The sequence below is a fragment of the Burkholderia sp. MSMB1498 genome (genome assembly GCF_001526245.1).
GTDB classification, from domain to species: domain Bacteria; phylum Pseudomonadota; class Gammaproteobacteria; order Burkholderiales; family Burkholderiaceae; genus Burkholderia; species Burkholderia savannae.
On the sequence record NZ_LOYJ01000006.1, the window covers coordinates 35,745 to 49,280 of the forward strand.

8 protein-coding genes are annotated in these 13,536 nt (G+C 67.7%); 5 read left to right on the top strand and 3 right to left on the bottom strand.

The window, feature by feature from the left end; translation table 11 throughout:
- Positions 1-245 precede the first annotated feature (245 nt).
- From WS91_RS01445 to atsR, 3 genes are read left to right on the top strand one after another with little or no spacing between them, the layout of a single operon-like run.
- Positions 246-1,121, top strand: coding sequence for a helix-turn-helix domain-containing protein (locus WS91_RS01445; RefSeq protein ID WP_038748888.1), 876 nt, complete (start codon positions 246-248; stop codon positions 1,119-1,121).
- Between the two features lie 25 nt (positions 1,122-1,146).
- Positions 1,147-1,647 carry a molybdopterin-dependent oxidoreductase gene (locus WS91_RS01450; protein ID WP_038748886.1) on the top strand — a complete coding sequence of 167 codons (501 nt, stop codon included), beginning with the start codon at positions 1,147-1,149 and terminating at the stop codon, positions 1,645-1,647.
- Positions 1,644-3,452, top strand: coding sequence for a hybrid sensor histidine kinase/response regulator AtsR (gene atsR / locus WS91_RS01455; RefSeq protein ID WP_059669611.1), 1,809 nt, complete (start codon positions 1,644-1,646; stop codon positions 3,450-3,452). Before WS91_RS01450 ends, atsR begins: the two co-directional genes overlap by 4 nt.
- 122 nt (positions 3,453-3,574) lie before the next feature.
- Here atsR and WS91_RS01460 read toward each other — a convergent pair whose 3' ends face one another.
- From WS91_RS01460 to WS91_RS36620, 3 genes are all read right to left on the bottom strand, one after another.
- Positions 3,575-4,549, bottom strand: coding sequence for a LysR family transcriptional regulator (locus WS91_RS01460; protein ID WP_059575228.1), 975 nt, complete (start codon positions 4,547-4,549; stop codon positions 3,575-3,577).
- Between the two features lie 196 nt (positions 4,550-4,745).
- Entirely contained in the window at positions 4,746-7,130 is a 2,385-nt protein-coding gene (locus WS91_RS01465; RefSeq protein ID WP_059669612.1) for a penicillin acylase family protein, read from the bottom strand.
- Entirely contained in the window at positions 7,094-7,465 is a 372-nt protein-coding gene (locus WS91_RS36620) for a hypothetical protein (protein ID WP_059669613.1), read from the bottom strand. Before WS91_RS36620 ends, WS91_RS01465 begins: the two co-directional genes overlap by 37 nt.
- Positions 7,466-8,107: 642 nt before the next feature.
- On the opposite strand from WS91_RS36620, the gene tssF reads away from it, so the two are divergent.
- Together tssF and WS91_RS01485 are read left to right on the top strand one after the other, a co-directional pair.
- On the top strand, positions 8,108-9,940 hold the full coding sequence (gene tssF / locus WS91_RS01480; protein ID WP_038748875.1) for a type VI secretion system baseplate subunit TssF: 1,833 nt from the start codon (positions 8,108-8,110) through the stop codon (positions 9,938-9,940).
- A 506-nt stretch (positions 9,941-10,446) separates the two neighbouring features.
- Positions 10,447-13,527 carry a transglycosylase domain-containing protein gene (locus WS91_RS01485; RefSeq protein WP_059669614.1) on the top strand — a complete coding sequence of 1,027 codons (3,081 nt, stop codon included), beginning with the start codon at positions 10,447-10,449 and terminating at the stop codon, positions 13,525-13,527.
- Positions 13,528-13,536 lie beyond the last annotated feature (9 nt).

A 13,536-nucleotide genomic window follows, 5' to 3' on the forward strand; every position in this document is an offset into this window, starting at 1 on the left:
AAGGACTCTCTCAGGTTCCCTATGTCGAATCTTTCGGCCCGACGCACTCGTTTTTCTCTCGCATCGAAGGCCTGCATCGCCATGCATCGTCCGTCACCCAATGTGACGCAACAAACAAGGGTGACGCGAAACGTCATAATAATGCAGAAAATTGGCATGTCAAGGCAATTCAGGCGGAAGAAGATTGCATATTGCGTCACGTTTGTTATTCTTCCACCCAAAAATTCAGCGAGGAGCGCATCAAGATGACCCAACCGGACCCAGCCAACGCCGACTTGATCACCGCGATCAAAGTCCGAGATCTCCTCACCCGGACGGGCATTGCGCCGCGCAGCCACAACACGACGATCGCCAATATCCTCGGCCTGAGTTTTTCCGTCGTCACGCGCAAGATGAAAGGGCAGATTCCATGGAATCTGTCGCAGCTTCAGGACATCGCTTCGTACTTCGGCGTGCCGCCCGCGATCCTGCTCGACGACAAAGGCGCCCAGTCGAGCCCGGCGGTCGAGATGCACGATGCGACGCTCGTCATCGAGACGCGGCGCTTCCGGTGCCGCGCGGCGATTTCGACGAAGGCCAGCAACCAGCCCGATTCGGATTTCGTCGCGCTCCAATGGCAGGACAGCTGGGTCGTCTATGAAAATAAGCACGCGCCGGAAGGCCGCGCTTATCCCGTCGACGTCGTCGAGCTTCGATCGAGCGAGAGCAGCGCGTACGAAGTGCGGGTCGCGGTCGTCGACGATTCGCCCGACGTCGCCGAAACGATCTGCGAGTACTTCGCGGAGAAGGGCGTCGCCGCGATCGCATATCACGACAGCGCGTCCTTTCGCGACGCGCTGGAAGTCGAGGATTTCGACGGATACATTCTCGACTGGATGCTCGGCGCGGAAACCGCCGCCGGCCTCGTGCGCCGCATCCGCACGAGCGAAAACGCGGACGCGCCGATCTTCCTGCTGACCGGAAAAATCTCGACCGGCGAGGCAAGCGAGGACGAAATCGCGGAAGTCGTATCGAGCTTCAACGCCCGCTGCGAAGAAAAGCCGATCAGGCTGCCGATCTTGTTCGCCGAAGTGGCGCGCGCGCTGAAGATCGCGTACCCGCCCAACGCGCATGCAAGCTGAACCACCACTTTGAGAGGATGAAGCGATGCGAATGTCGATCGAATGGATGAAGAGCTTCGCGCTGACGCTGCTGCTGGGCGTCGCGATCTCGTCTTACGCCGCCCCCTTCAAGTTCACGGTCGACGGAAACATCAGGCATGCCAATCAATCGGGCCGGCACGCGTACGTCTTTTCCGAAGCGGATCTGATGGCCCTGCCGCAGCATTCGATCACCACGTCCACGAGCTGGACGCCGAGCGCCACGTTCACCGGCCCGCGCCTCACCGACATCCTCAAGACCGTCGGCGCGACCGGCACGCAAATCGAATTCCACTGCATCGACGAATACACGTTCACGATCCCGATTTCCGATGCCGACAAATACGGCGTCATTCTCGCGCGAAAGATGAACGGCAAGGTGCTCGACAACAACAGCTATGGGCCGCTGTGGATCATGTATCCGCGCGACCGGTTCCCCGACGAGCTGAAGACGCCGATCAGCGAAGCGAAGTTTGCATGGCAGATCATCGGGCTCACCGTGAAATGAGCAAGGTTCGATGGCGAAATGAAAAAATCATCGTCGCGCTGGGGACCTTGTGGATTCTGGGCTTCGCCGCGTGGGCGTTCCTGCTGTACGACCTGCTCGGCACGTCGGTCAAGGAAGGCATTCTGGAAGGCCCGCGCGAAGGTGTGTTCTGGACTGCTGCGCAATATCGAAACTCGTTCAGCCGGTTCGATCGGCAACTGATTCTCTACGCGGCCCGTCAGGATCGCGACTTCGACGGCGTGCTGCTCCAGCTCGACAGCCTCGAAGCGTCGTTCGGCTTCCTCCAGCGGCCGTCCGAGGTGTCCGCCTACTGGCTGAGCATCCCCAAGGCTCGCGACGACATCGACGAGCTGGCCCGCTTCATGACGAGCCTGCGTCGCGACGTTCCCGCGCTGCGCGACCGCCCGGACGATGCGAAACGCGTCCTGCGCGATCTTGCCGGACATTGGCCGAAGGTGAACGCGCTCGCGAATTACTTTCGCTCGATCGAAATGGAGCAGCGCGACTTCACGTTCCATCAGCTCAAGGAGAAGCGGCGCGCGATCGTCATGCTGGGCGGCGTGCTCGGCGTCATCCTCGGCGCGCTGTTCCTGCTCCTCTTCTACACGATACGCACGCGCGGCAGCCTGCTCGAACGGCAACAGGCGGCGCTCGACGCGCAACGTCAGGCGTCCGACCGCGCATTCGAGATGATCGCCGCGAAGAACGCGTTCCTCGGCATGGTCAGCCACGAATTGCGCACGCCGTTGCAGGCGATCTGCGGATCGATCGAGGTTCTGCTCGCGCGCCCGCAGTCCGAAGCCAACACGAAGACGATCAAGCGCTTGCAGAACTCGGCCGCGTCGCTCGAAGCGCAGGTGAAGGAGCTCACCGACTACATCAAGCTTCGGTCCACGAATCGATCCGTTCAAGCGGAGACCGTCCAGGTCGCGCCGCTGTTGACCGAGGTCCTCGATCCGCTGCGCGCCAGGGCCCGCGACAAGCACCTGACGGCGGCGCTGCGCGTCGAGCCGCCCGATCTCGTCGTCAAATCGGATCGCAAGCTGATCCAGCAGATCGTATCGAACCTGATCGAAAACGCGATCAAATACACGAACAGCGGGATGATTTCGATTTCGGCGAATCTGACGGGCACCGCCGCGAAGCGCGCGATGAGAATCGCCGTGCGCGATACCGGCGTCGGCATTGCGAAGAACATGCTGCAGAAGATCTTCGAGCCGTTCTTTCGCGTGAACGCCCCCGGCGTCCGCCATGTCGACGGCATCGGCATGGGGCTCGCGGTCGTGCGGGAGCTCGTCGTCGCGCTGCACGGACATGTAGACGTCCGAAGCGTCGTCGGCGAAGGAAGCGAATTCGTCGTCACGCTGCCCGTCGAGCTGCCCGGCAGCGCCGATGTGTCCGGCGACGCGGCGCAACCGTCATTGCAGACGCCGCATCGCGGCCTGCATGCGCTCGTCGTCGACGACAACGAGAACGCGCGCGAAACGCTCGGCGCGATGCTGACGGCCCTCGGCATTCAGGTCGATTTGCGCGGCACGGGCAAGGAAGGGCTGCGATGCTTCGGCGAGCGCCAGCACGACATCGTCGTGCTCGATCTGGAGCTGCCCGATCTGAGCGGCTTCGAAGTGGCCGAGCAGATCCGCTGGGCGACGTCGGCCGGCACGCAAAAGAAGACGTCGATACTCGGCGTGAGCGCGTACGAATCCGCGTTGCTCAAGGGCGATCGGGCGATCTTCGACGAGTTCGTCCCGAAGCCGGTTCATCTGGACGCGCTCAGCCGCATCGTCCGCCGGCTGCGCAACTGATTCGCGGCGCGGCGCGCGCAGGCAGGCATGGAGCGGCGCTCGTCGGGCCGGCGCGCGTTCCGCACGCGTTAGGCGCACCTTCGATGCACCTTCGGCGCGCGCCGACGCGCGCATCGCGAACGCTACGCCGCCACCTGCCCGCGCCTCCCCTGCGCTTCCCGCGCCGCGACGCCGCCGCGCCAATCCTCGCCGCCTTCGAGCGCGGGCGTCGATTCGAACAGCTCGGCGATCCAGTCGGCGAATACGCGCACCTTCGCGGACAGATGCCGATTGTTCGGATAGACGATCGAAATCGGCTTCGGCTTCGGATTGAAGCCCGGCAGCACCTCCCGCAGCGATCCGTCGAGCAGGTGCGGCAGCACCATGAACAGCGTCGGCTGGATCATGCCGAAGCCTTCGACGCCGCAGGTCACGTAGGCATCCGAATCGTTGACGGTCACGGCGCCGTTCAACCTGACCTCGACCGGCTTGCCGTCGATCACGAACACCCACGGCACCGGCCGCGAACCGTGGCTCGCGCGGAAGTTCACCGCGTGGTGCGCGGCCAGCTCCTCGATTTGCGTGGGCTCGCCGAAGCGTTTCAGGTAATCGGGCGACGCGCACGTGACGCGCTTGAGCATCCCGATCCGCCGCGCGACCATCGACGAATCCTCGAGCGGCCCGACGCGGATCATGCAGTCGATCCCCTCTTCGACCGGGTCCACCGGGCGATCGGACAGCCCGAGATCGAGCACGATGTCCGGGTAGCGCTGACGGAAGATCGGCAGCGCGGGAATCACGAGCCGCCGCCCGAGCGAGCTCGGCATATGCACGCGCAGCGCGCCGCTCGGCTTGCGGTTGCCGATCTGAAAGCTCGCATCGGTTTCCGCGATCTCGGTGATGATCTTGATGCAGTGCTCGTAGTACGCGGCGCCTTCCGGCGTCAGCGACAGCCGGCGCGTCGTCCGATGCATCAGGCGCACGCCGAGCAGCGCCTCGAGATTCTGGATGATCGTCGTCACCGACGCGCGCGGCATCCCGAGCGTCTCCGCGGCCCGCGTGAAGCTGTTCGCATCGACCACGCGGGTGAAAACTTCCATTGCCTGAATGCGGTCCATGCTGTCCCCCTTCGAATCGCCAACAGGACAGAATAGAGCACGCGACGGCGCCGGTTCAAGCCGCTTCGCGACTATTCGCTTTCGCCGAATAGTCCTGCGGGTCGCGCGATCCGGCGCGCCGCCCGCACGCGGCCGGATCGACGGCCGCCGTGAACCGATGCGCTGATGCGCCGACGCCGATCGTTCGTGCGCCGAACTATGGCGCGAACCGCAGCGTGTGCTCGGTCGGCCCCGGCAGGAACGGCATCGGCTCGCCCTTCACCCATGCCTCGTGTCCCGCGAGGAAAAACGGACTGAGCGGATGCCCGCTCTGCCCGCCCGGCATGTTGAAGAGCCCGTGCTCCTCGTGCCCCGGCGAAACGACGATCCGCTCCGATTGCCCGAACTTCGGCGCGGCGACGCGCGGCATGTTCGCATCGCCCGGCACCTGATCGGCGGGTGCGGACAGCCAGCGCCCCGCGAGCGGCACGCTGCGCGCGAACGGATGCGCGATCCGCAGCGTGTTGCGCTCGCCCCAGGTGGCTTCGGCGAGCGGCGCGCCCTTCGAGGTCAGCGCGGCAATCGTCCGATCGATCGCCATCAGTTGCACGTCGCGCCAGCTCGCCGTGTCGGCGGGCAGCCACGCGGGCGGCTGCTCGTCGAGCAGCCGCGCGATCACGACCGGCCAGCGCGGATTCGCCAGCGCGTAGTCGGCGTCGCGCTGTTGCTGCTTCAGGCGCGCGTCGAGTCCGCCGAAGAGCACGTCGTAGAGCCGGTACAGATAGCCGCGCGCGAGCGTGTATCCGACCGAGTCGGCGCTCGCGCGCCCCGTCCAGCCGCTCGCGAGCAGGCGCCGGAACTCCGCGCGCTCGGGATGGCCGGCGAGCGCCGCTTCGTCGAGCACGCGCAGCGCCCGGTCGCGCCAGAGCGACATGAAGCGCGCGCGATCGTCGAGATCGAGCCGGTATGCGGATCGCTCGTCGGTGCGCCCGAGCGCCGTCAGGCCGTCGCGCAACTGGCTCGCGCGCGCGCCGAGATCCGCGCCGCCGTCGCCGATCAGCCGGTACGCGTCGCTCGCGAGCTGCCGGTTGTTCGCCGTCCAGAGCTGGCCGCCCGCGGGATCGACGATGCGCGGATACGCGTCGGACGGCAGCGCCGCCTGCCAGGTCGAGGCGTCGTCGCCACCGTCGTCAGGCCGCCCCCGGCGATCGGGCAGCGCGCCCGCGATCGTCCAGCCGATGCGCCCCGAGCTGTCGCCGATCACGATGTTCTGCGCGGGAAGGCCCGCCGCGTTCGCGACCCTGATCGCGTCCTCGATGCCGGCCGCATCGATCATCTTCATGAATTCGAGGTTGGCCGCGCCGCTCGCCTGCGCGATCCAGTGCGCCGCGTAGAACTCGCCGCCGATTTCGCGCACGGGGCCGGCCGTCGTCTCGAGCACGGTCAGCTCGACGGGCGCGGCGCCGCGCACGCGTATCGTCTCGACGCGCGCGCGCGCCGTCTGCCACGCGCCGCCGAGCTTGAAGCGATCAGGGTCGCGCACGTCGCGCTCGAGCGGCAGCAGATCGAGGCAATCCGCGTAGCCGTTCGTGAAGCCCCACGCGATGCGCCCGTTGCTGCCGACCACGACGGCGGGCAGCCCGGGCAGCGTCACGCCGACGACCCGCGCGGCCGGCCCCGCGCCGCCCGCGAACCTGAACGCCGCGCGATACCAGATGTTCGGCAGGCCGAGCGACAGATGCATGTCGTCGCCGACGATCGCGGCGCCGCCCACGCTGCGGCTGCCCGCGAGCACCCAGTTGTTGCTGCCGACCGACGACTGCTCGTCGAGCGACACGCTGTTGATCGTCGCCGCGGGCTTCGCTTCGCGCAGCCATGCCGGCGCGGCCGCGCTCACCCGCGCGATCGGCGCGGCGACGCCCGGCGCGTCGAGCGGCGCATCGAAGCGGCTCGACGTCGGCAGCACAAACGCGAGCTGCTCGGGCGTCGAGTGCGCTCGCAGCCAGTGCCGCGCGAACTCGCGCGACGCGAGCCGGCCTTGCAGATCGAAGTACATCGCCCAGATCACGAGCAGCGAATCCTCGGGCCGCCACCGCTGCGGCTGCATGCGCAGCAGCGCGTATTCGAACGGGCGTGCGCGCAACGCGGCGAGGCCGTCGTTCACGCCTTGCGTGTAGCGCTCGAGCACGCGCAAGTCGTCAGCCGGCAAGTGCGCGACAACTGCTGCGGCGAGCGCGCGGAACCGGAACAGGCGATGGTCGCGATCGACGTCGAGCGCGATCGGCCCGAACAGCTCGGACAGCTCGCCCGCGCCGCTTCGGCGCAGCATGTCCATCTGGAAGAAGCGGTCCTGCGCATGCAGATAGCCGATCCCGTACGCGGCGTCGACGCGCTCCCGCGCGGAAATCGTCGGCACGCCGAACGCGTCGCGCTCGGCCGTCATCGGCGCGCCGAGCAGCGGCGCGCGGACGTCACCGTCGAGTTGCGCAAGACTCGCGCGCAGATACGCAGTCGCGCCCGCGAAAGCGAGCAGCACGCAGAGCAGGATCAGGCCCGACAGGATCTTCAGGTGGCGCCGCATGCGATTCCGGGTCGAGGCCATGGTTGCGCGAATCCGTGGGTTGCGCCGGCGCGGCGCCCGTCCGGTTCCGGGCGAAGGGCGAACGCGCTGGCGGGTTGGGCGGCCTGGCGCCGCTCGTCGATATCGGTCTGCTGGAACGGATCGAACGCATCGCGTGCCGTCGTTGCGACCTGCCCCGAATATTCTGCAGCGGCGGCGCTTCCGTCAAGGCGCCGCGCCCGCCTGCGAGACGGTTGCTTGCGCGCGTCCGCCGGCGCGCCGCTCGGCCGGTCGCCGATCGCGCCCCGCCCGCGGCGATCGCGAATGACGAGAACCGCGCCGCGCCCGTATCCGCGCGCCGGCGCAAACCAAACCATAATCGGCCGCCTTCGCCGGATGGTTCAATTCGATGACCGGATCGTGCGGCACCATACTCGAACGAATGACGAGCGCTTGCGCCAATTCGCGCGTACGCCGAAAATCCCCGGGCATGAATCCGGGCCGAGCCGCATCGCCTCCACGATTGGCGCGACGACTGTTTCCGGCATTAAAAATACCTTACATATCACGCGGTTGCACGATCACGTGGAATATTCATCCTTGCCGCCCGCGAATCCTGGTTTAATCAGGCGCATGCCGATATCGGCTGCACAACGATATTGAATCATTCCCCGGCGCGAATTTGAACGCAAGGCGGCAATAATGTGGCCACTCGACGCGTACCTCGACAATCGCGGTAATGATTTCTCGCTCGCCGCATCGAAACGCTTCGAGACGGCGCGCTTCGGCCGTATTCGGCATCGCCGCGCGGCCGCGCATCTCGACGGCGATTCCGGCGTCCGGCGCGCGATGGGCACTGCGACGCCATGCGCCCGTCGACTGAACGCCTGCGGCCCCGCCGCCATTCGCGGAACGCGCGATCGCGTCGGCGTCGGGCGCGACGCGCGCATGACCGCGCGCCGCACGGAGCCCCGCGGCCGGTCGCGCCGATCGGCCCGAATCCCGACCGCCTCTTTCCGATGAACGACCTCCTTCCCTACTACGAACGCGAGATCGCGCTGCTGCGCAACGCGGTGCGCGAATTCGCGATCCGTCATCCGAAGATCGCGACGCGCTTCGGGATCGCCGACGGCCAGACCGACGACATGCATGTCGAGCGTATGCTCCAGTCGTTCGCGCTGCTGAGCGCGCAGATCGGCGAGACGCTCGACGACGAGTATCCCGAGTTCACCGAGGCGCTCGTCGAAACCGCGTGCCCCGATTATCTGCGCCCGTTTCCCGCGTGCTCGATCGCGCAGTTCGACGCGGCGTCGCTGTTCAGCCAATTGACGGAAAGCGTGACGATCCGGCGCGGCACGACGCTCGAAAGCCGGGTCGGCGCAAATCGGTTCCGCACCGCGTACGACGTCGCGCTCGCGCCCGTGTCGATCGTCGACGCACGCTTTCGGCCGGCGTCGGCCGCGCCGGCCGCCGCGCAGATGCCGCCGTCGTCGACGGGCATCGTGTCGATCACGTTCGATTCGCCGACAGCGCAGCCGGCGCAACTTGCGCTGTCGGCATCGCACGCGCGCAGCCTGCGCGTGCATCTGCACGGCGACGCGCCGCTCGTCGCCGCGCTTCTCGACACGTTCGCGATGCACGTGCCCGCCGCGTTCGTCGAGCTCGACGGCGACGGGCGCTGGAAGCCGCTGTCGAAGGTGCCGCTCGCGCCCGTCGGGTTCGCGGACGAAGACGCGCTGCTCGCCCCCGCGCGCGACGCGTCGCCGTTGCGGCTGCTGATGGAATATTTCGCCTTCCCGGCCAAATTCGATTTCGTCGACATCGACGTCGCACGCATCGCGCGCGCGGCCGGCCCGTGCCGGCGCCTGACGCTGCACTTGCCCGTCGTCGACGTCGCGATGGATTCGCGGCGCGCGCGCGTGCTCGACACGCTGTCCGCCTCGAACCTGCGCCTCTTCTGCACGCCGATCGTCAATCTGTTCAGCCAGGACGCGATGCCGATCTCGCTGCGCGACGCCGCGGCCGCCTATCCCGTCGCGCCGCAGGCGCTGAAGTCGAACGGCATCGAGGTGCGATCGATCGACGCGGTGCGCATCGCGCGCGAAGGCGAGCACGGCGCGAGCGTCGACGTGACGCCGTATCACTCGCTGCTGCACGGCCAGCGCGGCCGCAAGGAACCGCTCTACTGGGCGCCGGAGCGCGATCCGTTCGCGCACGGCGCGCGCCCGGCGGCGCCCGCGGCGCTCAGGCTCGTCGACGCCGACGGCGCGCTCGTGCGGCCCCGTGCCGGTCAGTTGAACGTCGAGCTCACCTGCACGAACGGCGACTATCCGCAGACGCTGCCGATCGGCGATCCCGACGGCGACCTGTTCAACGAGAAGGACAATCTGCCGGGCAGGATCGCGATCCTGCGCCGGCCGACGCCGACCCGCCGCTTTGCGCGCGACCACGGCGCGCTCTGGCGGCTGATCGCGGCGATGACGCCGCACGCGTTGCTGCTGCGGCCGTCGGGGCTTGGTGCGCTGAAGTCGCTGCTCGTTCAATATGCGGCGCGCTCGTCGAGCGCGGTTGCGCAAATCGACGGCATCGCGAATCTCGATCACAAGGCCGCCGTGCGCTGGATGGCCGTGAAACCGATGCCGACGTTCGTGCGCGGCCTCGAAGTCGAGCTGACGCTCGACGAAGCCGCGTTCGCATCGAACAGCCTAAAGGTGTTCATCGACGTGATGGACGGCTTCTTCGCGCTGCACGCGCCGCCGAACGGCTTCATCCGGCTCGTCGTGTATTCGCGGGACACCGGCCGCGCGCTGCACCGATGCGAGCCGCGCGGCGCAATCGCGCAGCTCGTGTAGCAACGTTCGTTCGCGCAACGGGCGACGGGCAACGGGCGATGCTGCGGCAAACGGTAAGCGACAGGCGAAAGACGGCAAGCGGCAAGCAACGATCGTCACCTCCGCCCGCGCGGACATGAAGTCCGCGCAGACGACACCGTCCGGCTGACGCCGCATCAAGCGACGCAAGCCATCCAGGGCGCCGCCTCCGTTACCGCCCTCCTTCGCGCTGCCGCGTCGCCTCGCGACGACGTCCACCGCGCAAATCGCACCGCCGCGCGCCCTCCGCGACGCCGCCGTCGCGCGGCCGGCGGCGCGAGCGCCGCCGTGCGTCCCGCGAACGGTGCGCGCCGCACCATTTCCGGACATCGCCGCCGCCACTGCCGCGAGCTGCGCGACGCATACGGAAACGTTTCCACACCCACTGTGGTTTTTCAGAGTCAACCCGTACAGTGGCTTCCACAATTCGGTACTAAACTAAGCGAAATGGGCTCGGCGAGTGCCGCAGCTCTCCGGGAGACGCCGCCATGAATCGGCCGCTGATTCGGATTCCCCTTCGCCCCACCGGAACCCTGTCGTTCTGGAAGGCGCTCAAATGGTCGTTGATCGCGATCATCGTGGTCGCGCTTGCGATCATCGCGCGCGTCGTTCAGATCGAGATCGAAACCTCCCGGCTACAGGCGCGTTTCTTGTCTGAACTGACCCGCGACGTCGGCTACAGCGTCGACGAAGGCGCGAGCAACCGCATCCGCTTCCCCGAAAACGGCCCGTACGACCTGCGGCTCGGCTATGCGCTGCTGCCGTCGTTCCAGCAGAGGCTGCTGTCGCGCGGCTTCGTCGTCGCGTCGCAGGCGCGCGCGTCCGACCGGATGCTGTCGCTCGCCGACGACGGCCTGTTCCTGCCGTACGGCGAAAAAGACCAGGCCGGCCTGTCGATCGTCGATTCGACGGGCTCGCCGCTCTTCGGCGTCGTCTATCCGCACCGCGTGTACGACAGCTTCGAGTCGATCCCGCCGCTCGTCGTGCAATCGCTCCTCTTCATCGAGGATCGTTATTTGCTCGACCCGAATCAGCCGAACCGCAACCCGGCGATCGACTGGGGGCGCTTCAGCCGCGCGCTCGCCGACCAGGGGCTGCGCTTCGTGAACCGCCGCCAGGCGACGCCCGGCGGCAGCACGCTCGCGACGCAGCTCGAGAAGTTCCGCCACTCGCCCGACGGCCGCACGGCGACGCCGCCCGAAAAGCTCCGGCAGATCGCGTCGGCGTCCGTGCGCGCGTATCTGAACGGCCCGCAAACGATGGCCGCGCGCCACGCGATCGTCGTCCACTACCTGAACTCGGTGCCGCTCGCCGCGCGCGCGCGCGTGGGCGAAATCACCGGCATCGGCGACGGCCTCGCCGCGTGGTACGGCCGCGACTTCGACGAAGTGAACCGGCTGCTCGCCGCGCCGACGACGCCCGACAACGTCGAAGCGCAAGGCGTCGCGTTCCGGCAGATGCTGTCGCTGATGATCGCGCAGCGCGCGCCGTCGTACTTCCTGAACAGCGGCTTCCCGACGCTGCAGCGGCTCACCGACAGCTACCTGCGCCTCGTCGCGACGGGCGGCGTGATCTCACCCGCGCTGCGCGACGCCGCGCTCGCCGCGCGCATCGAGCGCAGCGCGCCGCCCGCCGCGCCCGATGCGCAATCGTTCGTCACGCGCAAGGCGGTGACGTCCGCGCGCTCGCACCTGCTCGGCGCGCTCGGCATCGACAACGTCTATCAGCTCGACCGCCTCGACCTGCGCGCGACCGATACGCTGAACAACAAGGTGCAGCAGGCGGTCGCGGCGGGCCTCGCGCGCGCGGCGACGCGCGACGGCGCGCGCGAAGCCGGCCTCTACGGCTTCGAGATGCTGCGCGCCGGCGACGATCCGTCGAAGATCCTGTACAGCTTCACGCTGTACGAACGACGCAACGGCGCGAACCTCCTGCGCGTGCAAACCGACAGCGTCGATCAGCCCTTCGACATCAACCAGGGCGCGCGCCTGAATCTCGGCTCGACCGCGAAGCTGCGCACGATCGTCACGTATCTGCAGATCGTCTCCGAGCTGCACGCGCGCTACGCGGGCATGAGCGCCGCCGAGCTCGCGAAGGTGAAGCCCGATCCGACCGACGCGCTCACGCGCTGGGCGCTCGACTATCTCGCGCATACGCACGATCGTTCGCTGCAGGCGATGCTCGCCGCATCCGTCGAGCGCAAGTATTCGGCGAGTCCTGGCGAGACGTTCTACACGGGCGGCGGCGCGCAGAGCTTCACGAACTTCGAGAAATCCGACAACGGCCGGATACTGACCGTGCACGTCGCGTTCCAGAACTCGGTGAACCTCGTGTTCGTGCGGCTGATGCGCGACATCGTCCATTACGAGATGATCCGCACGAGCGGGCCGTCGACGTCGTGGCTCGACGATCCCGCGCAGCGCCAGCGCTATCTGATGCGCTTCGTCGATGCGGAGAGCCGCGTGTACGTGAAGCGCTTCTATACGAAATACGCGGGCAAGCCCGACGACGACGCGCTCGCCGCGATGCTCGACAACGTGCGCAAGTCGCCGCCGCGCGTCGCGACGGTGCTGCGCAGCGTCGCGCCCGAAGCGCCGCGCCCGTGGTTCGACGCGAAAATGCGCGCGACGCTGCACGGCACGCCGGCCGCCGCGAAGCTGTCGGACGACGCGCTCGACAAGCTCTACACGAAGTACGCGATCGACCGCTTCAACCTGAACGACCGCGGCTACATCGCGGGCGTGCACCCGCTCGCGCTGTGGACGCTCGCGTATCTGCGCAAGCATCCGGACGCATCGCTCGACAACGTGCAGAAGGCGAGCCGCGACGCGCGGATCACGTCGTACTCGTGGCTATTCAAGACGCGCTACCACGCGACGCAGGACCGCCGCATCAAGCGGATGGTCGAGCTGCGCGCGTACGACGAGATCGGGCAATCGTGGCGCGCGCTAGGCTACCCGTTCGATCACCTGACGCCGTCGTACGCGGCGGCGATCGGCGCATCGGGCGATCAGCCGGCCGCGCTCGCGAAGCTCGTCGGCCTGATCGCGAACAACGGCGAGAAGGTGCCGAACGAGCGGATCTCGTCGCTCGAGTTCGCGGCCGGCACGCCGTACGAGACGCGCTTCGTGCGCGCCGCCGCGCGGCCGCAGCCGCTGCTGTCGCCGGAAATCTCGAACCAGGTGCACGCGCTGCTCGGCGACGTCGTGCAGAAGGGCACGGGCCGCCGCCTCGCGCAGGGGCTCGCGTTCCCGAACGGCCCGACGCTGCCCGTGTACGGCAAGACGGGCACGGGCGACCAGCGCTTCAACGTGTACGCGCGCGGCGCGCGCCTCATCGAATCGCGCAAGGTCAATCGCAGCGCGACGTTCGCGTTCTCGATCGACGATCGGTTCTTCGGCGTGCTGACCGCGTACGTTCACGAACCGTACGCGGCGCGCTACGATTTCACGAGCGCGATGGCGGTGCAGTTGCTGAAGACGCTCGCGCCGGCGCTGCAGCCGCTGCTGAAAGCGCCCGCCGAGCCGGGTGCGAACGACGTGGGCAGTAAGGCCGCCGCCGCGGGCTGAGCGCACGCG